Genomic DNA, 26,246 nt, shown 5'->3' on the forward strand with positions numbered 1-26,246 from the left:
ATGTTTAGCCTCAGCGCGATTGCCGTTGTGGGGATGAAGGAACCTATTTTCCGTCCTATCCGTGCACGTGGATTCACCCTGATCGAGCTGATGATAGTTGTGGCGATTGTCGCGATCCTCGCGGCAGTCGCCTATCCCAGCTACCAATCGCACGTCACCAAAACCCGCCGCGCCACGGCTGCGACCTGTCTGCAGGAGCGCGCGCAGTTCATGGAACGTTATTACACGACGAAAATGACCTACGCGGACGCGCCTGCGCCGGCGCAGTGTGGCCAGGGAGTGGACGACTTCTATGTGATTGCTTTCAGCGGCGCACCGGGTGCAAAGACATACCAGCTCACTGCGACGCCGACCGCCAAGCAGAAGGATGCGAAATGCGGCACGCTGTCCTTGGACGCGAAGGGAGCACGGGGTAGAACAGGTACTGCGTCCAATGCGGCGGAGTGCTGGTGACCAGTCGCGTCACGCAGGAGTAGCCGAGCGACCGCCGCTGAAGTGTCGTCTGCGGTTTTTCTAGCAGGTCATAAGAAAAGGCCACGATTTCTCGTGGCCTTTTCTTATCGCTGACTTTGCGCCCGAAGCTGGACTCGAACCAGCGACCCCCTGATTAACAGTCAAGTGCTCTAACCAGCTGAGCTATTCGGGCGGGGACGGGCATTGTAAGCGCTGTGCGCGTGGGGTCAAGTGCTTGCACCCCCTACAAGGCGAACGGGCAGGACTCGTTCTCCTTTCGCTCGGTGCGCGCACGTCCGGCGTTGTTGACGACCACGCTCCCCAGGTAGGTGCTGTCGCCTTCGGAACAAAGGCGCAGGCTGAGGTTGCTGCCCGCTGACATACCGCTAGGCTGGAAGCGCAGCAGTGTCCTGCCTGCCGTGCTGCGCAATACGACTCCACCTTTCAAGCTTCCGAAGCGCTGCATGACGGCGCTGTCCGCGGCCGGCTGGCTTGCACGGTCAGCGTCCTCGAACACGATCCACCCCTTCTCCCAAGCGGTGTGGCGATCACAGCGGAGCCCATCGGCGCTGGGACAAAGGCTGACCGGCACGCCACGCGTCACCGCCGTCGCGCGGGCGGTTGCCAGCGCACTGGTGATCATATGAAACGTCGTGTCTGCACGCATCCGCCGCTGCAGGCTCTGAAACGAAGGCACCCCAACCCCCAGCATCACCCCCATCACCGCGATCGCCACCAGCAACTCCAGCAACGTCAAACCCCGGGCATCCTGCCTCATCGCCATCAGTCCTTTTGATCCGATTGCGGCAAAGGATCGCGCTGGCCTCGCTGAACAGCCATCCGGTCACCCGCCGTCCGGCAGTAGGGATTTGCCGTGTCCGCCCCCATCACGAAGGGGTCCTACACTGACCCGTTGAGCATTCCGACGCTTGGATACGATGAACGACGCAGCGCACACCCCATCCGCCGTCACCGATGCCCCTCCCGAGCGCTTCCCTGGCGCGCGGCAGCGCGAGGGAACCTTTGAGCTGGTATCGCCCTACTCGCCGGCTGGCGACCAGCCACAGGCGATTGAGAAGCTCGTGGAGGGCTTCGAGGCCGGGCTGGCCCACCAGACGCTGCTTGGCGTCACCGGGTCGGGCAAGACCTACACCATCGCCAACGTGATCCAGCAGGTGCAGAAGCCGACGCTGGTGATGGCGCCCAACAAGACGCTGGCCGCGCAGCTGTACGGCGAGTTCAAGTCGTTCTTCCCCAACAACGCGGTCGAATACTTCGTCAGCTACTACGACTACTACCAGCCCGAGGCTTACGTGGCGTCGTCGGACACCTTCATCGAGAAGGACAGTTCGGTCAACGAGCACATCGAGCAGATGCGGCTCTCGGCGACCAAGGCGCTGCTGGAGCGGCGCGACGCGATCATCGTGTGCACGGTCTCGGCGATCTACGGCCTGGGCGATCCAAACGAGTACTTCCGCATGGTGCTGCACATGGTGCGCGGCGAGCGCATCGACCAGCGCGAGCTGATCCGCCGGCTCACCGAGATGCAGTACTCGCGCAACGACACCGAACTGCGCCGCGGCACCTACCGCGTGCGTGGCGAGGTGATCGACGTGCATCCGGCCGAGTCCGAGATGGAGGCGGTGCGGATCGAGCTGTTCGATGGCGAGATCGAGAACGTCTCCACTTTCGACCCGCTGACCGGCGAAAGCCTGCGCAAACTGCAGCGCTACACGATCTATCCCAAGTCCCACTACGTCACCACGCGGCGCACGGTGCTGGACGCCGTGGATGCCATCAAGGACGAGCTGCGCGTGCGGCTGGAGCAGTTGTACGCGCAGAACAAGCTGCTGGAGGCGCAGCGGCTCGCGCAGCGCACCCAGTTCGATCTGGAGATGCTGGCAGAGGTCGGCTACTGCAACGGCGTGGAGAACTACAGCCGGCACCTGACTGGCCACATGCCCGGCGAGCCGCCGCCGTGCCTGTTCGACTACCTGCCGCCCGACGCGCTGCTGGTGGTGGACGAGTCGCACGTGACCATTCCGCAGATCGGCGCGATGTACAAGGGCGACCGGTCGCGCAAGGAGACCCTGGTGGAGTTCGGTTTCCGCCTGCCGTCCGCGCTCGACAACCGGCCACTGCGTTTCGAGGAGTGGGAAGGGCGGTCGCCGCGATCGATCTACGTGTCCGCCACGCCGCGTGCCTACGAGCTGGAGAAGTCGGAAGGCCAGGTCGTCGAACTGGTCGTGCGTCCGACAGGACTGATCGACCCGGAAGTGGAGGTGCGCCCCGTCGCCACCCAGGTGGATGACGTGCTCGGCGAGATCAACCTGCGCGTCGCGATGGGTGACCGCGTGCTGATCACGACGCTGACCAAGCGCATGGCCGAGAACCTCACCGAATACCTCGCCGAGCACGATGTGCGCGTGCGTTACCTGCACTCCGACATCGACACGGTCGAGCGGGTGGAGATCATCCGCGACCTGCGCCTGGGCAAATTCGATGTGGTGGTGGGGATCAACCTGCTGCGCGAGGGCCTGGACATGCCCGAGGTGTCGCTGGTGGCGATCCTGGACGCCGACAAGGAGGGCTTCCTGCGCTCGACCGGCTCATTGATCCAGACCATCGGCCGCGCGGCCCGCAACGTGCGCGGCAAGGCGATCCTGTACGCGGACAAGGTCACCGACTCGATGAAGCGGGCGATCGAGGAGACCGAGCGGCGGCGCGGCAAGCAGGTCGAGTACAACACCGAGCACGGCATCACGCCGACGTCGGTGAATCGCGCCGTGATGGATGTCATGGAGGGCGCGCGTGTGGATCCGGCCGCGCTGAAGGAGCGCAATCGCGCGCGTCAGATCGCCGAGGAGCTGGCGGAGTACGCGGCGCTCAATCCTGCCCAGCTGGCGGCGAGGATCAAGAAGCTCGAGCAGAAGATGTACCAGCACGCGCGGGATCTGGAATTCGAGGAGGCCGGCGCCGTGCGCGACCAGTTGCACCTGCTGAAACAGCAGGGCTTCGGCGTCTAGCGGATGAAAGCTGTTGCCGAAGCGCCGCTGGCGGGCTAAACTGCGCGCCCTCTCGCCGGGTTCATGAGTTTGGCGAATGGGGCGGTTAGCTCAGTGGTAGAGCACTACCTTGACATGGTAGGGGTCGGGGGTTCGAAACCCTCACCGCCCACCACATCCAATGAAAACGGCAGGCCTTCGCAGGTCTGCCGTTTTTTTTGGGTGGATCAGTGGCGCGCCGGGACCGCGCTGGTGAAGCCGCCCGAGTTCACGCTCACGCTTTTCAGGTCCGGACCGTCGGGGAGCATGTTGCGCTGCACGCCGTCGCGATATTGCGCCAGCAGCTTCTTGTCGCCGCCGGCCTGGAGGGTCCGGTAACCGCCCAGTGCCGCCGCGGTATGGAGCATGAAGGTCTCCGCGATTTCCTGCCGATCCGCATCGTCCATCGCGGCCAGTTCCGGGTCATCGCGCATGGCCTGGCGCAACTGGTTGCGGATGGAGGTGACCTGAGCGCGGGTCAGCGCGGTTCCCCTGACGACCTCCCACAGGGCGGCGTAGTGGGCCGCGGTGACATCGATGAGGTCATTGGATGCCAAGCCGTTGGCGTCGAGCAGCTTCTTGAAGTCCGCGCGGTAATGGCCGGCCTCAAGATCGCGCATCACCATTGCCAACGCTTCCTCCTCGTTGGGCTGATCGCTGGCCAGGTAGCGCGCGAAACGCTGGTCGACCAGCTTGCTTACCTTTGGGTCCGACTTGAATCGCGGATTGAAGGGCGGCTGCTTTGCTTTGGCTGGGGACACGCTGGGTGTCGGTGATTCAATGGCCTTGTTGCTGCTCTTGCTCAGCGCGCGGGTGCCCCCGATCGCCGACTGGCTGAGTGCCATCTGGCCGTAATTCACGCCCATGTCGAGGGTAGGGCTGGGTGACCACTGGGCATGCGCGGGCGCCAGAAGGGACGCGCCGGCCAATCCGATCAACAGGCATTTCAGTTGGGTTCGCATAGGAGATCCTCCACAAAGCACATGGCGACCCCGGAAGCCCGGGATCGCCATGTGGTGACACTTTGGTGAAGCTTGTTGAAACAGGGCAGCCGGGAGATTACTGCTTGCGGGCTACCGTGGTCATGCCTTCACCGATCGACTTGATGGCGGTGCTGCTGGCGTTGGAGATCATGCTGAAGAGCTGGCTCTGCGCCTGGAACTCCATCATGGTCTTCTGGAACTGCTTCGCCGCCTTCTGGTCCTCAGGATTCGCTGCAGCCAGCTTGTCCATCTTGCCCGTCAGCTCGACCAGCTTGGCCGCCTTGTCGCCCATGATGCCACCCAGCGCCTGGGCGATCGCGACCAGCCAGCTCTTGCCTTTGCCGCCCTTGGCGTCACCCGCCTGGAGGTTCTGGACGACCATCTTGGCGATGGCGAAATTGTTGGAAGCCTGTGCAGTCATGTCGATTCTCCGTTGTGTTGGATTTGGCCGAGAGCGGGTTGGAACGATTGGGCCGGGGGATGGATGGGGATCTGTTGCGTGTGATTGATACTGCTAGTGGACGGCATCGCTTACTAGCTAGGGCGTGCCCTAGTCGTTGGGGCTCATCGGCGGCGTCGAAGTGCCATGGCGACGTGGGCCGGCAGACCCATCGCGTGATCCGCGGAAGCAGCGGTTTGCGCTGCACCCATCTGCTCGGTCAGCCAGGCCTGTGCGGCCGCTTCGCCTTGCTCCCTGCAGCGCTGCGCGAACTCGGTCGCCGTACGCAAGGCGTCGTTCTGCAGGCTGCCCAGCGCATCGTCGAACTGTCGCACCAGCTCGTTGCGGTCGGACTCGTCGAGCATCTGGTTGCCGACCAGCAGGTCGAGGGTTTCCATCCACTGGGCGCGGTCAGGTCCGACGCTCTGCGTCGTGCTGGCAGAGGCTGCCTCGTTTTCCAGCGCTTCACGGAAGTGGCGGAGGATGGTTTCACGATCCGCCGCATCGACGTCGGGGTTCTCGGCCAGTGACGCATCCAGTTGCGCGAGCATCTGTTCGTGGTCCGCGGTGCGGGATGGCGTGTCGTAACTGGTCATCGTCGGCTTCCTGTGGTGACGGTGGAAAAAGTCAGGGGGATTGACTGGCGTCGAGACCGTCGACGACCCGTCGACTTTCCCGGCCGTGTTCCTCGCCCAGCGCGCGGGCTTTCTCGCCGAGCCAACGGTCAGCGCTGTCCTTGCCATCGTCGGCCAGGCGCTGCTTGTACTCGGGCATGATCCGCTCCAGCGCCTGCTCGAGCGACTCGCGTTGCTCGCTTACATGGCGGATGAGGGTGGACTCGTCGTCGGCATTGATGCCGCCATCGCCCTTGAGCTCCTCGATGCGGCCGATCCATTCGCGGTTGTCACCGTCGCCCGGAGCGGGCCGGTCACCGGCAACCGCGGAGGCTGACGCCACCGCGGTTGGGATGTCGAACGGCGGCAGTTGGTCAGCTGCCATAGCCGTCGGCAAAACCTGACGAGTAGGCGGCGCTGAAGTACTGGCTGACGTCGGTCGGGATGTTGGCACGGCTGAAGGCGGCCGAGATGGCCTGGTCGAACACGTCGCCGATGATGTCACCGACGATGTTGCCGATCATGCCGCCCAGCGGGCCGCCGATCGCGGTACCAACCATTTTGCTGACGGATTGGACAATGTCACCGATCAAGGACATGGGGTTTCTCCGGTTGCTGAAAAGAGTGGTGCGGGTTGATTCATGGTCAAGTATCCGCACCGACTGCCGGTTGGGTATTGGGGCTGACCCCACCTAGGTGTTGCCCGAGGGTGCTGCGCGGCGCTCCTTACTCGGTGAGACGGGGGTCGATGGTGAGGGCGCCCAGTCCGCGTTGGGCAAAGCGTTCGCTGAGCTGGCTGCCGGCCTGCTGGATCGCGTCGAAACTGTCGCGCGAGCGCACGTCGGCGCGCAGGAGCCAGCCGTCCGAGGTCCGGCTCAACAGGAGGTCGGTGCCGGCCAGCGTCGTGTCGGCCATGCGCAGCAGGACCTGGCCATCCTCGCTGCTTGCCGAGCCCTCGCTGACCGCAAGCTGGCGAACGTGGCGCTCGAGCAGTTCGGCGAATGCGGTGGAATTGACCGGAGGTGCCGGTAGCGCGCTGGCGGTCCCTGAGGCCTGGTGGGCGAGGTTCTGGGCCTGCCATATCGCGGCGACTTCGGCCGGCGGCAGCGGTTCGGCGGACACCTTGCCTGGATCGCGCACGGAGCTCGTGTCCTGCTGGCTGGGGAAACTGCGGTTGACGCGCTCGCCGGCCAGTTCCTCGCCCTTGCGCGCGGCAGCTTGGGAGTCGCCCTGGCCCTTCAGCTGTCCCTCGCGCATGAGGTGCTGGAAGCGCTGCCGGTCCGCCGGGTCAACCGCGCGCTGCGGATCGCGCGCGGAGTCGCGATTGCGGGAATTGTCGATGCTGTCGGAGGAGGGCGCGGACGCACTGTCGCGGATGATGCTCATGGCATACCTCAGTGGAAGGCGTTGGGAGGGGTGCGGCGGTGCAGCAGTTCCGCCGAAGCAAGTTCTTCCTGGCGAAGTTCTTTGGCGTGCTGTTCTTCGCGCCACAGGTCCTTGCGCTTCTTGAGCGCATCCTCGCGGGCCTTGATGCGGAAAAACGCCTCGCGCACCTTTTGCAGCTCCGCCTCGGCTTCGGTCAGCAACTGCTGGGCGCGGAGCAACTGCTGGTGCGCCAGTTCCGTCTGCTGCTGCAGCAGCTCGATGTGGGCCTCGCGCTGCGCCAGCGCCATCGGCCAGGCAATGCCGGCCGGCGGCGGATCGAGCAGTTGGCGGCGCTGGCGCGCACGCTCCTCGCCCAAGGCGTCGATGTGACGCTCGATCTCCATGCAGGTGGCGCGCTTCGCCGCGACTTCGCGCTGGTGCTGAAGCACCAGTTGCTGCGCGGCCTGGGTGCGGTGCTCGCGCAGGCGGATGAGCGTCGCCAGGGGATAGCGCTTCATGGGAACAGCCTGCGCAGCGCGTCGGCGGAGCGTTCGAACGGCACCAGCTCGGTCGCCGGCTGTTGCAGCAGGCGGCGGATGGGCTCGATGCGGTCGATGGCGATGTCCGCCTCGGGATCGGTGCCGCGCTGGTACTCGCCAAGCTGCAGCAACAGTTCGATGTCCTGGTACTTGGCCAGGTACTTCCGCAATTGCCCGGCAGCGTGCTGATGGGTGCGGTCGACCAGACGCGGCATCGTCCGGCTGAGGCTGCCGAGCACGTCGATGGCGGGGTAGTGGTAGGCGGCCGCGAGCTTGCGCGAGAGCACGACGTGGCCGTCGAGGATCGAACGGACCTCTTCGGCGATCGGGTCGCTGCCGTCCTCGTCCTCCATCAAGACGGTGTAGAACGCGGTGATACTGCCCTTGTCGTTGTTGCCGGCCCGCTCGAACAGCCCCGGCAGGGCGCTGAAGACGGAGGGCGGATAACCGCGACGGGCCGGGGGCTCGCCCACCGCCAGTCCGACATCGCGCAGGGCGCGGGCGAAACGGGTCACGGAATCGAGGAGCAACAGCGCGCGCTGGCCGCGATCGCGGAAGTGCTCGGCGATCGCGGTGGCGACCCAGGCCGCGCGGCTGCGCTCCAGCGCGGGACGGTCGGAAGTAGCCACGATGACCACAGAGCGCGCCAGACCTTCGGCGCCCAGGTTGTCGAGGATGAATTCGTTGACCTCGCGGCCGCGTTCGCCGACCAGGGCGATGATGTTGACGTCGGCATCGCCGCCCCGCGCCAGCATCCCAAGCAGCGTGCTCTTGCCGCCGCCGGCGACAGCGAAGATGCCCAGTCGCTGGCCCTCGCCAACGCTCATGACGCTGTCGATCGCCCGCACGCCGGTCGAAAACGGCCGGTCGATCAACTTTCGCGAGAGCGGGTTGGGCGAACTGGCGTAGATGGGCGCCGGCACGCCGCCACTGATCGGTCCGAGGCCATCGATCGGGTTGCCGTGGGCATCCAGGACGCGACCCAGCAGACCATCGCCGGCGAGCACGGTGGCCTGGCGTCCGGTCGCATAGACCTCGGTGGTCGCCGACACCCCGTCCAGCGCGCCCAGCGGCGTCAGCAGGGTGTGCTGGCGGGACACCCCAACCACCTCGGCGGCGAGGTGGAAGTCGGCGGGACCTTCATGCGGCGGATTGCGCAGTTCGCACAACTCGCCGATCGCGGCCTTCAGGCCGGTCGCCCGGATCAGGGTGCCGTAGGCCTCGGCGACCTTGCCGACCCGCTCGACGGTGCGTGCGCGGTTCAGGGCGCCGGCGAGCAGCGCGTCCTGTTCGTTGCCAAGCAGCGTGCTCACGTGGAATTACCGCGCGAGGCGCCGGCGCCTTGATCCGACCCACCGGCTTCCGCCTCAGCATCGGGATCCACCGCCGGCGTGTGTGCCGCCAGCGCGGAGCGGATCGCTTCGATCTGCTGGGCGATCCCGGCGCGCACCTGTCCCGCCTCGGACACGACCACGCAGCTCAGCGGGTCCAGGCTCTCGTCATCCACCAGCTCGATCACGCCGACGGCCGGGTGCGCCTGGCGGACGGCGCCAAGACCGGCCGTCACCGATTCGCGTACCGAGGGATGCACGCGGATCAGCAGGAATTGCTCGGCCTGCGCCGCCTCTACGGCCTCCATGACCAGCGATGGCGCAACCTGGGCCGGATCGAATCCCGGCGCCAGGCGCGCAACGATCGCGCAGGCCAAGTCGATCACGCGCTGCTGGGCCTCGCCGAGCACGCGGGCGCGCCGTTCATTGAGTGATGCGAGCTGCTCGGTCATCTGCGTCTGGGCGCGGGCGATGCCTTCGGCGTATCCCGCCGCCGCCGCTTCCTTGCGCGCCTGCTCGATCTGCTCGCTGGCCTGTGTGTGCAAGGCGTTGACCTGCTCGACCACGGCATCGACGTCGGCCAGTCGCTCCCAGGAATCCGGCGGCACGATGTTGCCGGCCAGCACGCGCTCGAAACGCCCCGGCTCCATGACGCCAACACCGCCATGCGGCCTCCGGGTGGCCGGGGATGCCGTGGAAAAGCTGCTGGACTGATCGTCTGAACGCATGGTGTCGATATCTGCTTCTTCGGCTCGGGTGGGTCAGTTGCCCGCGTGGACGGAATAGAGCTGTTGCACCGCCGAGGGAGGCAGGTGCGTCGGCGGCAACGCCTGCTCACGCGGATGCAGAAGCGCCAGCCACTCGGTGAACGCCGGATCACGCGGATGCGCCCAGGCGCGCAGTTCGGCGCAGCCGTGGCGGTCGAACAGCGAGAGCAGCCCAGGCGTGGGGTCGGTTTCCTCAAGCGCGGTGCGCATCGCCTGCTGTAGCCGGACCTGCACGTCACGCGGCACCTCGCCATCCCAGACATTGCGATCCAGCGCCAGCAGGTAGCGCTTGTCGAGCGCCAGCTTGAGGCGGCGCACCGGCTCGCGGCCGACCTCGGAACGGATCGCGGGCGCGAACGCCAGAACGCCGATATTGCGCACCAAGGAGCGCAGTTTTTCCGGTGACCAGCGTGCTACGACGCGATCCAGCGCTGGCTTCGGAGCGGGCGCCAGCAGCGTCGAGGCCGCGCCGCGTGCGAGCGTGCGCGCCAGCAGGCGGCGTCCCAGCGGACTGCAACGCGCCGCGGCAAGCAATGTGGAATCAAATTCGTCCAGCCAGCTGGCGTCGGTGCCTTCAATCACCGTGTGCAAGCCGGGCGCCGTATCCATCAATCACTCCAGGCCGGTGGCTTTGCCTCGGCCGCTGGACTCAGACGCGCGCGCAGCTTTCCGCGAAATGCGATGCCCAGCCCGAGCAGGGCGGCCAGCACGACCGCCACCAGCGCCATCGGGCCCATCGATGACATGGCAATCGGTGCATTCGTTTGCTGGTCAGCCGCCCCCGGAGCGGCGATGGTGAAGAACTTGATGGTGACCTTGTTGACGTCTGCCAGGCCTTCCACGCTGTCCTTGATGAAGACCTTCAGGTCGGTTTCGCGGTCACGCAGCTTCGCGCCGGGGCGCTCGAAGATGATCACGGATGCCGAGGAGTCGCTGTCGCGGCCACCCAGCGGGTCCGGCGGCGGCAGGGCGATATGAACGCGCGCTTCCACGACGCCGTCGATCCGCGACAGGGTCCGCGCGATCTCCTGCTGCAGCCCGTCCATGTAGCGGGCGCGCTCGTCCATCGCCGAGGACACGAAACCTTCCTTCTTGAAGATCTCGCCCATCGAGCGGTAGCTGGCGTGGGGCAGGCCCTGCGAGTTGAGCACCTGCATCGCGTACGGGAAGTCGCCCCGGTTGACCCGCACTTCCCAACCCTTCTTGCTGGAGGACGGCGCTTTTTCCGATGAAACCCCGGACCCGAGCAGTGCCGCCATGACCTGGTTGGCCTGTTGCTCGTCCAGCTCGTTGTAGAGCGTTACCCGGTTGCAGGCGGCCAGCAGCAGGCAGGTCAGGACGAGGCAGGTGATGCGCCAGGGGAATGCCCGGTTGCGAAGGTTCATGCGTGCTCCTGCTTACGACTGCTGACGGAACAATTGCTGGATGCCGTCAGAGGAACGGTTGGCAACGTTGGAGGTCAACTGCGCGGTGAACAGGAACTGGTGGCTGCGCATGGTGAGCTGGATCATCTCGCCCGGAGTGAGATCGGCCCCGTTGGCGGTCAGGATCTGCGACATCGACTCGATCTTGTCCGCGCCGCCATTGAGGCCGTCGAGGGCGCCCAGCACGGCCCGCGTTCCCTGCGATGGCTCCGACACCGTTGGCGGCGACACCGGCGCCGGCGCGTTCGCATTGGGTGCCGCGCCAGTGCGCTCCATCGTCGCCGCGAAATCACGCACGTCGAACGGTGTGGCCTGCGCTTGCGATGTTGGCGGCTGCTGGGCCGGCGACAGACCTCCGGCGCCGGTTTTTGCGGCGTCGAGCGCCGATACCTGGATTGCTTCGATCATGATCGTGTCCTCGCGAAGGTTTGGAATTACTGGCGCTTGCCGAGCGTTTCCAGTGCGTGGCCGACAGCGTTCTGCGAGGTCGCCGCGTTGTTGGACATGAACTGCATGCGCAGGCTTTCGGCGGTCAGCTGGACCATGTTGGAAGGCTGGTCGCCACCCGAGGCGATGGCATCCGACAGTTGCGTCACGCGCGCCGCCTGGCCGTCAAGTGTCTGGCCCCAGGCGCGGGACATCGCCTCGTACCAGCTGCCGCTGTCGCCGGAGGACACGCTGCTGCGGGTGCTGCCACTGCTCGCGGTGGCGATGAAGGTGGTGACGGGCGCGTTCGGATCGTTGGCGTTGATGCTCATGAGGTTTCTCCTTGATTCCCTTGGCGGGTTACATCCGGTTGGTGCGTGGATTGGCGGCAACGAATTGCCTGGCGACTGCATCGGTGGGGCGGGCTTCCTGCGTCTTCTTCGCAGCTTCCGCGGGCGAGGGCCGGGAGCTCTTGCTGCCGGAATCCGCGGCCGTGGCTATACCGCGGGTGCTTTCATCGCCTGACACGCCTGCCGCAGCGGGTTCATCGACCTCGACCGGCGGATCGGGTTTGACCTGGTTGACCTTGCCGTCGACCAGTGCCCACGCGGACTTGCCAATAGCGACGAGCGTGCCGCGATCATCTGGGAGTTCGGCTCCCACCGCGTAACGCGTGCCGTCGGCGGCGAGGACGTAGGAATCGTCACCGCCCACGATCGACACGATGCGGGTCCGCTCTACCGGCACCGTTGCGCGCGGGAGTGACTTGGCGTCCTCGTCGGCGTAGTTGCGCGGGATCACGCGGTTGATGCCGGTGACGTCGATCATCGCTCGGGAAGTCGCGGCCGCGCGCAGCTTGTCCTGGTCCTCGAAACGTCCGCTCACCTCAACGTCGCCGTTGCCCAGATAGCGGGTGCGCGCGGTGATGCCCTGGCTGCGCAGCACCTCGGCGACGTCCGCGGCGACGTCCTCCCCTGTGCGCAGGTTGAGTCGGATGGGAATTTCGTTCGACTCGACATGTTGCTGGATACGGGCGCGGGAGACGCTGTCGGGCACTGTTCCGGTCAGCACGGTCATGCCTGCGTCGTTGGTCGATACCGTGTTGTCGCCGATGTCGTAGGTGGTCACGAGTGCTGCGACCTGGTCTTCGATACTCGGGACGGGCGCTGCGGCGGGGCGCACCGACGCGTAGATACCGGCGGAGACGAGTGAAAGCACGGCCAGCCCGGCCAGTGTCCTGGACAGCCCGGGGCGCACCGCGCGTCGCGCATTCAACGGCGTCTGCTCGACTTCATCGAGGCCGTCGGCAGGCATCCATTTTGGATCGCTGGCATCACCCACGGCAAAGCTCGCATCGCCCAATCGAACCGGGGCGCCAAGCTGCAACTCGATGGGGTCGCCCGGGTACAGCGGGTCACCGGCGAAACCGGCTGGTGCATCGATCGCCCGCAGTGCCAGTGAGTCGCCGTTGCGCAGCAGCATGGCGTGATGGGGCGCGACGCCGTCATCGGAAAGCACGATGTCGCAGTCCTCACCGCTGCCGACCAGCAGCATCTCCTGATCCCCCAGGATCCGGCTGGCGCCGATGTGGAGGCCGGCAAGAATCCGCAGAACCAGCTTCGTGGCGGGCTTGGCAGTCATGGATTTTTCTTCTGTCCCGACCGCAGTTGCCCCGGGCTGCCGAGGCGTCTCCGGCGTAGCGGAGACCTGGTCTGGATCGGGGACGATGTCGTCGATCATTGGAATTTCTCCTTGCATGCGTGATGCGTCATGCGTTGATCTGTCCTGCCTGCGAGATTCGCAGGTCGGCTGCCAATTCCTGGTACGAAAGCACGGGCAACTCGAAGAAATCGTTCTCCAGCAGCTTGCGCAAGTGCCTGCGCACGTCCAGTGAACACAAAAGGACGGGTCGAACGGACCCGCCTTGGCGGGCCAGCTGGGTGCGCACTTCGCCGGACAGGCGGGCCGCCAGCTCGGGTGCAATGGCGAGCTGGCTGGCGCCACCGGCAACGCGCACCGACTGGCGCAGCCGATCCTCAAGCTCGGGGTGGATCAGCAGCACGTGCAGCGTGCGCTCGCCATCGGCATAGCGATCGGCGATCTCCCGCTTCAGCGCCACCCGCACGTACTCCGTCAGCAGCACAACGTCCTTCTCGCGCCCGCCCACATCGGTGATCGCTTCAAACACGTCGCGCAGGTTGCGCACCGGAATGCCTTCCTCGGCCAGGCGGCGCAGGACGTCGGCCACCCGTTGCGGAGCTACGACGCGCAGCATTTCCTTGACCAGGTCCGGGTAGTCGCGCTGCATCTTCGCGAACAGGTTGGAGGCCTCCTGGATGCCGATGAAACCGCCCAGCCGGCGCTGCAGCGCGCGGCGGACGTGCTCGGTCAGCATCTCCAGTGGAGCGAGCGTGTCCTCGCCAGCGTCGTCCTGCCATTGGCCGGCGAGCGGCGGGTGGAAGCCCGCCAGCGCAGGGGTGTTGTCACTGCTGCTGCGTGCCGGACGGAAGTGGGCGCCGGTACGCAGCACCCCGTTGGCCATGCGGGCACCGAACGCGGTGAGCTGGTACTCGCCGTCGCCCAGGGTGGCGTCGACGCGTGCCGTCGGCGCCGGCACCGGCACGCCGAACTCCTCGCGCAGGCGTTGGCTGATCTGGGTGAGCCCATCGAGCAGCGGCTGCTTGCCGAACTCCGCCGCAAGGCTCGGCGACACCGCAAGCTGCAACGGTGCAGGCGGAGCAAGGTCGTCGATGTCGACCGGCTGCTGGTGGCTCGCCATGGCCTCGTCGGTGACCCGGAACGCGCGCCGCAAGAGATCGTTCTGGTGCCGGTAGCGCCAAGCGGCGATGGTCAGCAGGGTCGCGCCCAACAGGCCGAAAACCACGGTGGGGAAGCCGGGCACGAGCATCATCAGCAAGGACAGCACGCCGGTGATGGTCAGCACCCGGGGCTGGGCGGAGATCTGCTTGGAAATTGCGTCGCCCAGGTGGCGGTCGTCTTCGATGCCGGTGGTGCGGGTCACCACCAGTCCCGCCGAGATGGCCGCCAGGATCGCCGGGATCTGTGCCACCAGACCGTCGCCGATGGTCAGGATGCTGTAGGTCTGGGTGGCGTCGCCCAGGGACATGTCGCGCTGCAACACGCCGATGGCCAGGCCGCCGAGCAGGTTGATGATGATGATCACGATGCCGGCGATCGCGTCGCCTTTGACGAACTTCATCGCGCCATCGAGGCTGCCGTAGAGCTGGCTCTCGGTTTCCAGGTAGCGACGTTTCTTGCGCGCCTCGTCCTTGTCCAGCAGCCCGGAGCGCAGGTCGGAATCGATCGACATCTGCTTGCCGGGCATCGCGTCCAGTGTGAAGCGCGCGGCGACTTCGGCCACGCGCTCGGCGCCCTTGGCGACGACGATGAACTGGACCACCGTGATGATCAGGAACACCACCAGCCCGACCACCAAGTTGCCGCCGGCGACCATCGTGCCGAAGGTGTCGATGATGTGGCCCGCCTCGGCTTCCAGCAGGATCGATTTGGTGATCGCGATCGACAGCGCAAGGCGGAACAGCGTGGTCAGCAGGAGAACGCTGGGAAAACTGGAAAACGCCACCGGCGACGGGATGTAGATCGCCAGCAGCAGCAGGCCGAACCCTATCGCGATATTGAAGGCAACCAGAGTGTCGATCACCGCCATCGGCAGCGGCAGGATCATCAGGCTGATGATCAGGACGGCGGCAAAGGCCAGCACGATGTCGCTGTAGCCGCCGCGCACGCGGGGGGCTGCGCCGGCCGGCGCAGCCATCAAGGATCCGATCAGCGTGCGCAAGACAGCCCCCGGCCGTCATTGGCGAGGGCCATTCCCCGGGTATGGATCAGTGCTGCTGCATATCGCATCCGTTGCCTCTCTCGATTTGACACACGAGCGTCGCGGCGGTGCCCGGCGGCGGCTTTATCGTGCGTAACTTCCCGCCTTGAGCGTCACTATGTGACAATCAAGGTCAATCGAACGTAGCCGAATGCGATCTGCAATACCAGCCTGAAGCGTGTTTTTTTTCCCTATCTGAGACTTTTGGACGACGCCGTTCAGATAGCCCGTAAGTCACTGTTCGCCTTCACTAAAAGCTAACGCGAGACTGCTGACCGTAAGGCGGGATGCGCTGGTTGCAAGGGGTCAGATGCCCGGGTCCCCGGCATCCACCGCGATGTCAGCGGCGTCGAGTTCTGCTATCAGATTCAGGGATTGCGCCCCGACGCCGATCGCGAATACCCGGTCGGCACGGGTCTTCAGTACCACCACCCGCTCGCGGGGGCCCACCGGCAGCACCTGCACGATGGACAGGGCAGCGTCGCGGCCGGTCAACTTGTAGCGGCGACGGGCGAAGAAAAGGATGGCGAACAGGCCAGCGATGACGAGAAGCAAAGGCACCACGACCGCAATCAGGTCCCACATGAATGAGCCGGACGCAACCGCGGGCGTACCGGCCGCGGCCGCCAGGTCGGGGTCAACGGACGTGGCGGCCTGCATCGCTGCCCGGGCAGGAAAACAGCCCAGCGCCAGTAATGACGCGGTAGCGGTCGCGATGGGGTGGCGCGGGAAGAGGGTCATGTCAGCCATCGGAGCGGGACTCGGGCGGGAAGGGCGCGGCTACGGTAGCAGCAAGGCACCGCGGATCCGGATGCCGATTGCGGGGACAAGAGTGACGGGATGGGCTTGGAATGAGCAGTGAAGTGAAAACCGCGGTCCCGCGGAAAACGACATCGCCCGACTCCTGTCCTGACCTGCTGGCGGTTTTGGACGGGTTGCCGTTCGCGTGCGCCGCGTTTGATCCGGCCAGCGAGGGACTGGTGGGCGCCAACAAGCGCTACCTGGACGAGTTTGGTCCGCTGCCCGGGCACGTCGCGCGCGATCAGTTGCTCGCCCACTTCCCCGGCGCCAGCGACGAGGTGCGGCTGGAGCACAACGGGCGCTGGTACGGGCTGCACTGGAGCAGCATCACCACCGCCGCTGCGTCGTTGGCACTGCTGACCGCGGTCGACATCAGCGAGCGCCTGGAAGTGCTCGACTCGCACAAGAGCCAGCAGGAAAAGTTGCTGTTCACCTCGCGGATGATGTCGGTCGGTGAAATGGCGGCGACCCTGGCCCACGAGCTCAACCAGCCGTTGGCGGCGATCGTGAACTACCTCAACGGCAGCCTGCGCCTGGTCGCGCAGGCTGGCGGCCCGGTGCAGGTTGAGCGCGCGCTGCAGGCCGCGCGCACCCAGGCGGAACATGCCAGCGCGGTGATTGCCCGGGTCCGCGAGTTTGTCCGTGCCCGCGAACCGCGCCGCTCCCCGCAGGCGCTGGCATCGATGGTCGAGACGGTGCTTGAGCTGCTTCGACTGGAAGCCGAGCGCCAGCAGTTGCGCATCGACGTGATCCTGCCGCCGGTGCTCCCGGCCGCGTGGGCCGACCACGTGATGGTCGAGCAGGTGCTGTTGAACCTGGTCAAGAACGCGATCGAAGCCATGCGCGAGGTCCCGGCCGAGCGTCGCGCCCTGCGTGTCGAAGGCCGGGTCAACCTTGACGGTGATCTTGAAGTCAGGGTCATTGACCGTGGCGTCGGCCTGGCTGCGGACGAGCAGGACCAGCTGTTCTCGCCATTCTTCACCACCAAGGCCGATGGCCTGGGGATCGGCCTGGCGATCTGCCGCTCGATCATCGAGTACCACGAGGGACGCCTGTTCTTTGAACCCCATCCCGACGGCGGTAGTGTGTTCGGCTTTACCCTGCCTACGGCTCAGGGGCGGCAATGACGGGCCACGGGATTTTCCACGCCGGAGGCTGGCATGACTGACGTCGGTGCAATCGCAACGCTCGTCCATCTGGTCGATGACAACGACGCGTTCCGTGAATCGACCGCATGGCTGTTGCAGACCGCGGGTTTCGAGGTGCGGGAATATGCCTCCGGTCCGCAGTTCCTGGCCGAGGTGGTGGACGCGGCTGCGACGGCGTCATCGACCTCAGGCGCGCCGGCTGAATGCCTGGTGTCGGACATCCGCATGCCCGAGATGAGTGGCCTGCACCTGCAGGCCGAGCTGCGCCGTCGCGACAACGCATTGCCGCTGGTGTTCGTGACCGCGCACGGCGACGTTCCGCTGGCGGTGGAGGCGATGCGCAATGGCGCCGCACACTTCCTGGAGAAGCCTTTCTCCGATGACGCGCTGATCGAGGCGATCCGCACCGCCCTCGCCAAGCCGGTAGGCGCGGCCGTGGCGCTGGCCAAGCTGACCCCGCGCGAGAAGCAGGTGCTGGACCTGGTGGTAGCCAGCAAGCCCAACAAGATCATTGCCGACATCCTCGGCATCAGCATCAAGACCGTTGAACTGCACAGGGCGAACATGATGGCAAAGCTTGGGGTACGGTCGGTGCCCGATTTGATGAAGGTGGCACTCGGACATGGCTGATGCGGGAAGTGGAACGATCGAGGCGAACCGGGACGACGCCGCCGCAGCCGCGACCAAGGTCACCTCGCTGCGTGGGCGCGTGCCGTCAATCGCGGCGTCGCAGCTGCTTCCGCTGCAGGCCTTGTTCGAATACCCGCGCCGATGGCATCTGGCAGATGGAGGCCGCCTGCTGTTCTCGCCGGGTACACCTGATGCCGGTGCCGCAACCTTCGCCATGGATGCGGACGGCACGGGCATGGCGCTGCGCCTGGACGAAGATCGGTCCGCGGAGCGTGCCGGCTTGCACTGGAGCGATTACGAGGGCCGCTCACGCGTACTCGCCTGGAGCCTGGCCCAGGAATCCCGGCTGGCGCGCCTGAGCGAAGCGCTGGGAATGGCACTGGTACCGGTGCTGCCGGCGGCCGGTGCGTCCTCCGCAGCGGTCGCGACCGATGCGGACTCCGGGGATGTCTGGCTCGACTTCGTGGTTGAAGAGCCCGACATCCCCGACGAGCCCAAGCCGCCGGGCCTGAGCGGGCTGCTGCGCCTGCCGGTCGACAGCCTGGCGCCCCTGCTTGCGCGCGCCGGAGACCCGTACGGCGAGGATCCGCCGGTGCCACTGGGCGCCTGGCCTGGCTTGCCCGCCAACGTGGCGATTGCTTTTGCCGGACCCGATATCCCCCTTGCGGAATGGCGGACCCTCACGCCGGGCAGTGTCATTGTTGCCGGTCGCCTGAGCGCGCCTCCGCCGGTGCACGCGTTCGCTTGCGGACGGCGCTGGCCGCTGGCGTCCGACGGTCAGGGTTGGCGCGTGGACGGCCCATCAGAACCTTTGTCACCCCCTCAGGAGAGTTCCATGACCAGCAACGATGAAGCCGGCGCGCAGCCGGAAGCGCAGGCCCCGGTTGGCGGCGAGGGTATTGAGCAACTGCCGGTCCAACTGCGGTTCGAACTGGGCGAGCTCGAGCTGAGCATCGCCGAGTTGTCGGCCCTGCAGCCCGGATACGTCTTCCCGCTGGCCAGCCGCCTGGAAGGCGCCAACGTGGCGATCCGCGCCAATGGCCGCAACGTCGGTCGCGGCGAGGTGGTCGCGGTCGGCGACACGCTGGGTATCCGTCTGCTGGCGTGGAGCTGACGCGTGGACTTCAGTTCCTTCTCCCCGGCGCTGATCCTCGTCACCGTCGTCAGCCTTGCGCTGGCGCCGTTCGTGGCGGTGATGGTGACCTCGTTCACCAAGATCGTGGTCGTGCTCAGCCTGCTGCGCAACGCGCTCGGGCTGCAGCAGGTCCCGCCCAACGTGGTCATCAACGGCCTGGCCATCGTGCTGTCGATCTACGTGATGTATCCGGTGCTGCTGGACACGCACGCGGCGATCACCGGTCAGGTCCAGTCCACCAGTGCGACCGCGTCGGCCACGCAACCCGGCGCGCCTGAAACCCCCGCTGCGGCCGCGCTGGCGCTGGTTCCCGGCGTCGAGGTTGCGGTGGACAGCACGGCGCAGATGCTGGGCCCGGCCGGGTCGCAGGTCGCCGCGCAATCCCAGGGCGACAATCTTGCCGAAGCTGGGGAGGCGGAAGCGGAAGCGGAGCAGGAAGGGGTCGCCGCACTGCCGCCGCTGGCACCGGGCGAGCGCATGGATACCGCGCGCCTGCTGAAGCTGGTCGAGGTGGGCAAGGAGCCGCTGCGCGGGTTCCTGATCAAGCATTCCAGCGACACCGAACGCGCGTTCTTCCTGCGCAGCGCGCAGCGGCTGTTGCCACCGGCGCGGCAGGCGGACATCTCCGCCAACGACTTCATTGTGATCGTGCCGGCCTTCACCGTCAGCGAACTGACCGCCGCATTCCAGATCGGCTTCCTCATCTTCCTTCCGTTCCTGATCATCGACCTGGTGGTCGCCAATATCCTGCTGGCGCTGGGCATGATGATGATGTCGCCCACGATCGTCTCGCTGCCGTTCAAGCTGCTGCTGTTCGTGCTGATCGATGGCTGGGCGAAGCTGGTGCACGGACTGGTGCTCACGTATGCGATCTAGGCCAGGTGCCGTCAGTCGTGGCCCCGCCTGGCGCATTTCCGGAGTCCGGCCATGAACGAGGTCCTGGAGCTCACCAAGCAGGCACTGTGGCTGGTGCTGATCCTGTCCGGACCGCCGATCGCCGCGGCGGCGATCTTCGGGCTGGTGATCGCCTTCCTGCAGGCGGCGACCCAGTTGCAGGAGCAGACCTTCGCCTACGCGGTGAAGTTGCTGGTGATCGTGCTCACGCTGTTCATCACCGCATCCCTGCTGGGCGGGACGCTGTTTACCTTCGCCGAGCGCCTGTTCATCGAGTTCCCCGGGCTGGTCAGGCGATGACCCCGCGGACCGGCGTGCGCGCACTCGTCGGCAAGCGCGACGGTTTCGGGCCGGCGCATCCACTGAAGTCCGACTGATGCCGTTTGACGGTGTCGGCAATGCGCTGCTGGCCCTGGCACTCACGCTGCCGCGTGTAATCGGCGCGTTCGTGATGCTGCCTTTGCTCACCTCGCAGAACATCCCGGCGATGGTGCGCAACAGCTTCCTGGTCAGCCTTGCCGTGGTGGCGCTGCCCATCGCGATGGCCGGGGCGCCGATCGATGCGATGGGCGCACCGATGTGGCCGGTGATCGTGCTCAAGGAGATCTTCCTGGGCATGGCGATCGGGTTCTGTTTCGGCATGGTGTTCTGGGCGATCGGTGCGGCGGGCAACCTGATGGACAGCCAGGTCGGCATGGCGATGGCGTCGATCTTTGATCCCATCCAGGGGCACCAGGCGGCGCCCCATGGGCAGTTCCTGTCGCAATTGGCGGCCTGGCTGTTCATGGCCAGCGGCGCGTTCCTGATCTTCCTCGACCTGCTCCTGTCCAGTTACGCGCTGTGGCCGGTGATGTCCTACTTCCCGCAGATCCAGGCCGAGGGCAGGGAGCTGTTCATCGGCCAGTTCAGCTATCTGATGACCGCGCTGCTGGTGATGGCCTCGCCGGCGTTGATCCTGTTGCTGCTGGTGGATCTGTCCTTCGGACTGGTCAACCGCTACGCGCCGCAGCTGAACGTGTTCGCGCTGACGCTGCCGATCAAGGCCTGGGTGGCAACCGGCATGATCCTGCTGCTGATGGGGGTGTACGTGGAGATGGTGCTGAAGAAACTGGGTGAGAACCGCGCCCTGCTGGAAGTCCTCAACCGGGTGTTTTCCTGACCGACCCGCAGTGACGGTGCGCTGCCCAGACCGGCCTCAGTCGCGCGAGTCGCGCACGCCCTCGGCCCAGTGCAGGACCTCGGCGACGGCCTCGAAGAACTCGTTGCTGATGTGGTCGTCCAGCGCGACCTTCTCGTGCAGCCCGCGCGCCAGTGGAATGTTCTGCAGGATCGGAACCCCGGCTTCCTCAGCTGCCTGGCGGATCATCTCGGCGGTATGGCCTTCGCCCTTGGCGACGACAATCGGCAGGTCGGTCTCGCCGTCCTGGTAGCGCAGCGCGATGGCGATGTGGGTGGGGTTGGTCACGACGACGTTGGCTCCGCGCACGGCATGCATCATGTTCTGCTGCGACCACTCCTGATGCAACTGGCGACGGCGCTGTTTGACGTGCGGGTCGCCCTCGCTGTCCTTCAGCTCCTGGCGGATGTCGCGCCGGCTCATGCGCAGGTTCTTCAGGTACGAGTACTTCTGGTACGAGGTGTCCAGCGCGGAGATGAAGAAGAACACGCAGATTGTCCAGATCACGATCCGCGACAGGCCCTGCCACAACGCTGCGCCGATCGCCTGGGGCGGGGAGGTCGGCAGCTGGAGCAGGTCGGGAAGCATCGCGCGTACGACGATCCAGCCAATCCCGATCAGCGCGGTGGACTTGATGATCGATTTGACCAAGTCCACCAGGTTGTCCATCGAGAACATCTTCTTGATGCCTTCCACCGGGTTGAGCTTGTCCATCTTGGGTTTGACCTTCTCCCAGCTCAGCAACGGCCCCACCTGGAGGAACTCGATCAGCAGGCCCAGCATCAGCGACATCGCGAGCAGCGGCAGCATCAGCCACAGGAAGGTCTCGATCGCGGTCTGCGCCAGCAGCGGCAGGCTGGTCTCAAAGGGCTGTCCCAGGGTCGCCAGACTCTGTTCGAACAGGTTGTTGATGCGCGCGTGCATGGAGCCCGCCAGCATCCATGCCGTCACCAGCCAGCCCATCACCAGCACGGTCCCGGTGAGGTCGCGGCTCTTGGAGACGTTGCCTTCCTTGCGCGCATCGAGGATGCGTTTTCGGGTAGGGGGCTCGGTCTTGTCGGCGCCTTTGTCTTTCTCCGACACGGGCGGCCCTCGATTCTGGGAGGATCAGAGGCTAGCATGTGCCCACGCCGGTTCCGACAGCCTGCGGATGGACCTGAATACGCCGGCAGCACCCTGGTAGTTACCCCAGATGCCAGGGTCGGCCACACGCGGTACATTTCAGCCATCCCTCCGTTCCCGGGTGTTATCGAGGCCAACGCAAACGCATGAACAGCATCGGCAACAGTCCACAACTTGATCGCGCCGGCCTGCAATCGCTCGCCGACCGTCTTGCGCTGGATCATCCTGCACGCCATGGCGCGCAACTGCCGACTGCCACTCCTGCGATCGACGAAGCCGCAGGATTACGCAGCCACGCGCCTCCCGCTCTTGTCGATGCCGGCGAGCAGGCGCTGGGCGTGGCGGCATGGGACGGTGTGGCTGGCGGGCAGCGGATGTTGTCCAGCGACATGGCGCTTCAGGGCATGCTCGGTCGCCTCGACCTGGCATCAGCGGTCGATGCCGGCGTCGACGCGGTAGTCGCCGCACTCGGCTGAGGGCTAGCATCGGCACGACGCAGCGTTTGGATCCTGCGCGGAGACCGGTTGCCCCATGAATGACATTCCTTCGTCCGACGGACTGCGTTCGGCTTCGGCCAGCCTGGTGGCTGCGCTCGCGTCGCACTCGGATCCGGAGTACCGGCTGAGCGTGCTCAAGCGGCTCGCACGCCGGCTGGGCGAAGCGCGCTATCCCGTCTTCCTGCGCATACTGGGCGTGATTGCCGAGAGCGACGATCTGCGCGCGCAGCGGCTCCTTGCCGATACCTTCGGGCTGGCGCTGCGCCGCATGGACCTGCCCGGCGGTGCCTTGAGCTCCTGGGGCGCGACCGGCCTGCCCGACAGCAAGACGCCGGTCGCGGCCAGCACCTTTTCCGGCAACTTCTTCGGCGCCACGCCGCAACGTCTGCTGGGCCCATTGGAGTACCTGGCGGTGTGGCACCTGCAACGCACCCAGCGCCAGTTACTCGGTCGCGACGCTTTTGTACAGGCGACCTCACGTCTGGTCGCGCTGCTCAACCACAGCGAGGACGCGCGTCGGCTGTATCCGCAGAAGCTCGCCGTTGACGCCCAGAACGAGCTGGAAGGCGCCTACACCCGGACCACCCGCGAACGTCTCGCCGCCATGGCGGTCGCGTGGCAGTCGGGGAAATCGCCCGAAGAGGTGGCGCGCGCGGCGCTGGGGGTTGCTCCCGACTCACGGGAAGGGCAGTGGGTCGTCCATGATCTCTAGTCGCAGACGGGCCTCTGCTTGCCCGCCGTGCCCGTGGCCGTTGACTTGGAGGTCGTGGTCCCCAATATTAGAAGGTCACGCGGTGAGACTTCGCCGCCCCATCCTGCAAAGGTGGCCCGCACCCACGTGCCGGTCGAGTGTGTGACATGAGCACTACGCGCATCCAACGCTAGAACCGCCCCGGGCTTCCATTTCGATGCAGGCGCCCAGGGGGCGCTTTTCTCTTTTCGGGTCGGACGTTTTTCCGACATCAAGCCAGACACTTTGTAGACACCGCCATGATCGCAATTACCCTTCCCGACGGCAGCCGCCGTGAATTCGACGCACCCCTGAGCATTGCCGACGTGGCCGCATCCATCGGCCCGGGACTGGCCAAGGCCGCGCTGGCCGGCAAGGTGGATGGCGATCTGGTCGATACCAGCTACTGCCTGACCGGCGACGCCGCGCTGGAAATCGTCACCGACAAGCATCCCGACGCGCTGGAGGTGATCCGCCATTCCACCGCGCACCTTCTCGCCCAGGCAGTGCAGCGTCTGTTCCCGGGCACCCAGGTCACGATCGGCCCGGTGATCGAGAACGGTTTCTACTACGACTTCGCCTACGAACGGCCCTTCACGCCCGAAGACCTGCCGGCGATCGAAGCGGAGATGCACAGGATCGCCAAGGAAGCGCTGCCTGTGAGCCGGGAAGTGAAGTCGCGCCACGACGCGATCCATTTCTTCAACGGGATCGGTGAGCACTTCAAGGCCGAGATCATCGCCTCGATCCCGGACGGCGAGGACCTCTCGCTTTACAGCCAGGGCGAGTTCACCGACCTGTGCCGCGGTCCGCACGTACCCAGCACCGACAAGCTGCGCAGCTTCAAGTTGATGAAGGTCGCCGGCGCGTACTGGCGCGGCGACCACAACAACCAGATGCTGAGCCGCATCTACGGCACGGCCTGGCTCAACGACAAGGACCTGAAGGCGCACCTGCTGCAGTTGGAGGAGGCCGAGAAGCGCGATCACCGCAAGATCGGGCGCGCGCAGGACCTGTTCCACATGCAGGAGGAAGCGCCGGGCCTGGTGTTCTGGCATCCCAAGGGCTGGGCGATCTGGCAGGTGGTGGAGCAGTACATGCGAGGCGTTTACCGCAACAGCGGCTACGACGAGGTGCGCTGCCCGCAGATCCTGGACGTCTCGCTGTGGAAGCAGTCCGGCCACTGGGACAACTACCAGGAGAACATGTTCTTCACCGAGTCGGAGAAGCGCACCTACGCGCTCAAGCCGATGAACTGCCCGGGCCACGTCCAGGTCTTCAACCACGGCCTGCACAGCTACCGTGACCTGCCGATCCGCTACGGCGAGTTCGGCGCCTGCCATCGCAACGAGCCGTCCGGTGCGCTGCACGGCATCCTGCGCGTGCGCGGGTTCACCCAGGACGATGGCCACGTGTTCTGCACCGAGGCGCAGATCGAGTCCGAGGTCACCGCGTTCCACCAGCAGGCGATGAAGGTCTACGAGGACTTTGGCTTCACCGACGTGCAGGTCAAGCTGGCCCTGCGCCCGGAGCCGCGCATGGGCGACAACGAGACCTGGGACAAGGCCGAGGAGGCCTTGCGCCTGGCGCTGCGTGCCACCGGGGTGGAGTGGGAGGAGTTGCCCGGCGAGGGCGCCTTCTACGGCCCGAAGGTCGAATACCACCTCAGCGACGCGATTGGCCGTACCTGGCAGCTGGGGACCATGCAGGTCGACTTCATGATGCCCGGCCGCCTTGGCGCGGAATACATCGATGAGTCCAGCCAGCGCAAGCATCCGGTCATGCTGCACCGGGCGATCGTCGGCTCGATGGAGCGCTTCATCGGCATCCTGATCGAGCATCACGCCGGCCACTTTCCGGCCTGGCTGGCACCGGTACAGGCGGTGGTGGGCAACATCACCGACGCCCAGGCAAGTTACGCGGCAGAAGTGGCCCAATCCCTTGCAGATCAAGGGTTCCGGGTGGAAAAGGATTTGCGCAACGAGAAAATCGGCCGTAAGATTCGCGAGCACACGCTCCAGCGCGTGCCGTACCTGCTCGTGGTCGGAGACCGCGAAAAGGAGAACGGCCTGGTCGCGGTGCGCACGCGTGGGGGGGAAGATCTTGGCTCGATGTCCGTTGCCGAGTTCGCCGCGCGTTTACGTAACGAAGACGCCCGCTAAGGCAGCGTCGTCCATACTGTATCGGTCGCACGTGCGGCCGAACGACCCATACCGGAGATTGCAACATCAGTACCCCCGACAAGCGGAACCGCAAGAATCAGGAGATCCGCGCGCTGAAAGTGCGCGTGATCGGCAGCGATGGCGAACAGGTCGGCGTGCTTTCACGCGACGAGGCGCTTGAGCTCGCCCAGGAAGCAGGTCTCGACCTGGTGGAAATCCAGCCCCACGGCGATCCGCCGGTGTGCCGCATCATGGATTTCGGCAAGTTCATCTTCGATCTGCAAAAGAAGGCCAATCTGGCCAAGAAGAAGCAGAAGCAGGTCGAGATCAAGGAAATCAAGTTCCGCCCGGTCACCGATGAAGGCGACTACCAGATCAAGTTGCGCAACATGCGCCGCTTCCTGGAGGACGGGGACAAGATCAAGGTCAACATCCGGTTCCGTGGCCGCGAGATGCGCCACCAGGACCTCGGTCGCCAGATGGCGGACCGGATCGAGCTGGATCTGGGTGAGGACATCGTTGTGGAATCGCGTCCCCGTCTGGAAGGCCGTCAGATGGTGATGATGATCGCGCCGAAGAAAAAGTAATTCCGCGTGCTGCCGCCTGGCAGCCGCAAACCCGGATGACGCCATTTCCCATTTGTGTTGCGCGCACCCTGCGGTGCCGGCATAATGGGCGGCCCGGTTCGCCGGGCTTGTTGTTTGCA

At 65.7% G+C, this 26,246-nt stretch carries 30 protein-coding genes and 2 tRNA genes; 13 read left to right on the forward strand and 19 right to left on the reverse strand.

All coding sequences use genetic code 11. The features are described from left to right. Positions 1-453 carry a type IV pilin protein gene (locus INQ43_RS04750; RefSeq protein WP_305058229.1) on the forward strand — a complete coding sequence of 151 codons (453 nt, stop codon included), beginning with the start codon at positions 1-3 and terminating at the stop codon, positions 451-453. 119 nt (positions 454-572) lie between these two features. Here the strand turns inward: INQ43_RS04750 and INQ43_RS04755 are convergent. Then, a tRNA-Asn gene (locus INQ43_RS04755) sits at positions 573-646 on the reverse strand. A gap of 51 nt (positions 647-697) precedes the next feature. Beyond that, on the reverse strand, positions 698-1,189 hold the full coding sequence (locus tag INQ43_RS04760; RefSeq protein ID WP_255518475.1) for a GspH/FimT family pseudopilin: 492 nt from the start codon (positions 1,187-1,189) through the stop codon (positions 698-700). Between the two features lie 202 nt (positions 1,190-1,391). Between INQ43_RS04760 and uvrB the strand changes: the two genes are divergently transcribed. Together uvrB and INQ43_RS04770 are read left to right on the forward strand one after the other, a co-directional pair. Continuing rightward, the gene (uvrB, locus tag INQ43_RS04765; protein WP_194037265.1) at positions 1,392-3,479 is read left to right on the forward strand and encodes an excinuclease ABC subunit UvrB; all 2,088 of its coding nucleotides are present in this window, start codon (positions 1,392-1,394) and stop codon (positions 3,477-3,479) included. Positions 3,480-3,558: 79 nt separating this feature from the next. Further along, positions 3,559-3,633 (forward strand) — tRNA-Val (locus tag INQ43_RS04770). A 52-nt stretch (positions 3,634-3,685) separates the two neighbouring features. Here the strand turns inward: INQ43_RS04770 and INQ43_RS04775 are convergent. From INQ43_RS04775 to INQ43_RS04850, 16 genes are all read right to left on the reverse strand, one after another. Beyond that, entirely contained in the window at positions 3,686-4,459 is a 774-nt protein-coding gene (locus INQ43_RS04775; RefSeq protein ID WP_194037266.1) for a DUF6683 family protein, read from the reverse strand. Positions 4,460-4,556: 97 nt separating this feature from the next. Then, complete coding sequence (locus INQ43_RS04780) at positions 4,557-4,901, reverse strand: hypothetical protein (protein ID WP_043958465.1); 345 nt, start codon at positions 4,899-4,901, stop codon at positions 4,557-4,559. 143 nt (positions 4,902-5,044) lie between these two features. Beyond that, complete coding sequence (locus INQ43_RS04785) at positions 5,045-5,515, reverse strand: hypothetical protein (protein ID WP_194037267.1); 471 nt, start codon at positions 5,513-5,515, stop codon at positions 5,045-5,047. A gap of 31 nt (positions 5,516-5,546) precedes the next feature. Beyond that, positions 5,547-5,918: a hypothetical protein gene (locus INQ43_RS04790; RefSeq protein WP_194037268.1), complete on the reverse strand. Its 372-nt coding sequence runs from the start codon at positions 5,916-5,918 to the stop codon at positions 5,547-5,549. Next, positions 5,908-6,132, reverse strand: coding sequence for a hypothetical protein (locus INQ43_RS04795; protein ID WP_043958468.1), 225 nt, complete (start codon positions 6,130-6,132; stop codon positions 5,908-5,910). Before INQ43_RS04795 ends, INQ43_RS04790 begins: the two co-directional genes overlap by 11 nt. Before the next feature lie 127 nt (positions 6,133-6,259). After that, on the reverse strand, positions 6,260-6,919 hold the full coding sequence (locus tag INQ43_RS04800; RefSeq protein WP_194037269.1) for a hypothetical protein: 660 nt from the start codon (positions 6,917-6,919) through the stop codon (positions 6,260-6,262). Positions 6,920-6,927: 8 nt separating this feature from the next. Then, on the reverse strand, positions 6,928-7,416 hold the full coding sequence (locus INQ43_RS04805) for a hypothetical protein (protein WP_194037270.1): 489 nt from the start codon (positions 7,414-7,416) through the stop codon (positions 6,928-6,930). Continuing rightward, positions 7,413-8,750: a FliI/YscN family ATPase gene (locus tag INQ43_RS04810; RefSeq protein ID WP_228062621.1), complete on the reverse strand. Its 1,338-nt coding sequence runs from the start codon at positions 8,748-8,750 to the stop codon at positions 7,413-7,415. The genes INQ43_RS04805 and INQ43_RS04810 overlap by 4 nt, the downstream gene beginning before the upstream one ends. Then, positions 8,747-9,496 carry a FliH/SctL family protein gene (locus INQ43_RS04815; RefSeq protein WP_194037271.1) on the reverse strand — a complete coding sequence of 250 codons (750 nt, stop codon included), beginning with the start codon at positions 9,494-9,496 and terminating at the stop codon, positions 8,747-8,749. Before INQ43_RS04815 ends, INQ43_RS04810 begins: the two co-directional genes overlap by 4 nt. Before the next feature lie 33 nt (positions 9,497-9,529). After that, positions 9,530-10,144, reverse strand: a complete 615-nt coding sequence (locus tag INQ43_RS04820) for a hypothetical protein (protein WP_194037272.1) — start codon at positions 10,142-10,144, stop codon at positions 9,530-9,532. Then, a complete protein-coding gene (sctJ, locus tag INQ43_RS04825) occupies positions 10,144-10,920 on the reverse strand; it encodes a type III secretion inner membrane ring lipoprotein SctJ (protein ID WP_194037273.1) in 777 nt (258 codons plus the stop codon). Before sctJ ends, INQ43_RS04820 begins: the two co-directional genes overlap by 1 nt. A 12-nt stretch (positions 10,921-10,932) precedes the next feature. Further along, complete coding sequence (locus INQ43_RS04830; protein WP_194037274.1) at positions 10,933-11,367, reverse strand: hypothetical protein; 435 nt, start codon at positions 11,365-11,367, stop codon at positions 10,933-10,935. 26 nt (positions 11,368-11,393) lie between these two features. Continuing rightward, positions 11,394-11,717, reverse strand: a complete 324-nt coding sequence (locus tag INQ43_RS04835) for a hypothetical protein (protein ID WP_193986664.1) — start codon at positions 11,715-11,717, stop codon at positions 11,394-11,396. A gap of 28 nt (positions 11,718-11,745) precedes the next feature. Then, entirely contained in the window at positions 11,746-13,026 is a 1,281-nt protein-coding gene (locus INQ43_RS04840; protein ID WP_194037275.1) for an FHA domain-containing protein, read from the reverse strand. 127 nt (positions 13,027-13,153) lie between these two features. After that, entirely contained in the window at positions 13,154-15,181 is a 2,028-nt protein-coding gene (gene sctV / locus INQ43_RS04845) for a type III secretion system export apparatus subunit SctV (RefSeq protein ID WP_194037276.1), read from the reverse strand. A gap of 369 nt (positions 15,182-15,550) precedes the next feature. Then, positions 15,551-15,994 (reverse strand): flagellar biosynthetic protein FliO, encoded by a 444-nt coding sequence (locus tag INQ43_RS04850; protein WP_194037277.1) that lies wholly within the window; start codon positions 15,992-15,994, stop codon positions 15,551-15,553. Positions 15,995-16,095: 101 nt separating this feature from the next. Here INQ43_RS04850 and INQ43_RS04855 point away from each other — a divergent pair, with 101 nt between their 5' ends. The 6 genes from INQ43_RS04855 to sctT all read left to right on the forward strand — a co-directional run bounded on the left by INQ43_RS04855 (position 16,096) and on the right by sctT (position 21,011). Beyond that, positions 16,096-17,172 carry an ATP-binding protein gene (locus tag INQ43_RS04855; RefSeq protein ID WP_194037278.1) on the forward strand — a complete coding sequence of 359 codons (1,077 nt, stop codon included), beginning with the start codon at positions 16,096-16,098 and terminating at the stop codon, positions 17,170-17,172. A gap of 33 nt (positions 17,173-17,205) precedes the next feature. Continuing rightward, positions 17,206-17,823: a response regulator gene (locus INQ43_RS04860; RefSeq protein WP_194037279.1), complete on the forward strand. Its 618-nt coding sequence runs from the start codon at positions 17,206-17,208 to the stop codon at positions 17,821-17,823. Continuing rightward, positions 17,816-18,937 carry a type III secretion system cytoplasmic ring protein SctQ gene (sctQ, locus tag INQ43_RS04865; RefSeq protein ID WP_194037280.1) on the forward strand — a complete coding sequence of 374 codons (1,122 nt, stop codon included), beginning with the start codon at positions 17,816-17,818 and terminating at the stop codon, positions 18,935-18,937. The genes INQ43_RS04860 and sctQ overlap by 8 nt, the downstream gene beginning before the upstream one ends. A 3-nt stretch (positions 18,938-18,940) precedes the next feature. Next, a complete protein-coding gene (locus INQ43_RS13020) occupies positions 18,941-19,834 on the forward strand; it encodes an EscR/YscR/HrcR family type III secretion system export apparatus protein (RefSeq protein WP_194035345.1) in 894 nt (297 codons plus the stop codon). 51 nt (positions 19,835-19,885) lie between these two features. Beyond that, positions 19,886-20,152: a type III secretion system export apparatus subunit SctS gene (gene sctS, locus INQ43_RS04875; RefSeq protein ID WP_043958481.1), complete on the forward strand. Its 267-nt coding sequence runs from the start codon at positions 19,886-19,888 to the stop codon at positions 20,150-20,152. A 76-nt stretch (positions 20,153-20,228) separates the two neighbouring features. Next, entirely contained in the window at positions 20,229-21,011 is a 783-nt protein-coding gene (gene sctT, locus INQ43_RS04880; protein WP_193986679.1) for a type III secretion system export apparatus subunit SctT, read from the forward strand. A 36-nt stretch (positions 21,012-21,047) separates the two neighbouring features. Here sctT and sctU read toward each other — a convergent pair whose 3' ends face one another. Continuing rightward, positions 21,048-22,112: a type III secretion system export apparatus subunit SctU gene (sctU, locus tag INQ43_RS04885; protein WP_194037281.1), complete on the reverse strand. Its 1,065-nt coding sequence runs from the start codon at positions 22,110-22,112 to the stop codon at positions 21,048-21,050. A 185-nt stretch (positions 22,113-22,297) separates the two neighbouring features. Between sctU and INQ43_RS04890 the strand changes: the two genes are divergently transcribed. The 4 genes from INQ43_RS04890 to infC all read left to right on the forward strand — a co-directional run bounded on the left by INQ43_RS04890 (position 22,298) and on the right by infC (position 26,127). Next, complete coding sequence (locus INQ43_RS04890; protein WP_194037282.1) at positions 22,298-22,627, forward strand: hypothetical protein; 330 nt, start codon at positions 22,298-22,300, stop codon at positions 22,625-22,627. A 55-nt stretch (positions 22,628-22,682) separates the two neighbouring features. Next, entirely contained in the window at positions 22,683-23,360 is a 678-nt protein-coding gene (locus tag INQ43_RS04895) for a hypothetical protein (RefSeq protein WP_194035349.1), read from the forward strand. Between the two features lie 278 nt (positions 23,361-23,638). Then, on the forward strand, positions 23,639-25,540 hold the full coding sequence (thrS, locus tag INQ43_RS04900; protein WP_194035350.1) for a threonine--tRNA ligase: 1,902 nt from the start codon (positions 23,639-23,641) through the stop codon (positions 25,538-25,540). Positions 25,541-25,605: 65 nt separating this feature from the next. Beyond that, positions 25,606-26,127 carry a translation initiation factor IF-3 gene (infC, locus tag INQ43_RS04905; protein ID WP_084227701.1) on the forward strand — a complete coding sequence of 174 codons (522 nt, stop codon included), beginning with the start codon at positions 25,606-25,608 and terminating at the stop codon, positions 26,125-26,127. Positions 26,128-26,246 lie beyond the last annotated feature (119 nt).

The sequence above is a fragment of the Lysobacter sp. H23M47 genome (assembly GCF_015209765.1).
Taxonomy (GTDB): domain Bacteria; phylum Pseudomonadota; class Gammaproteobacteria; order Xanthomonadales; family Xanthomonadaceae; genus Novilysobacter; species Novilysobacter avium.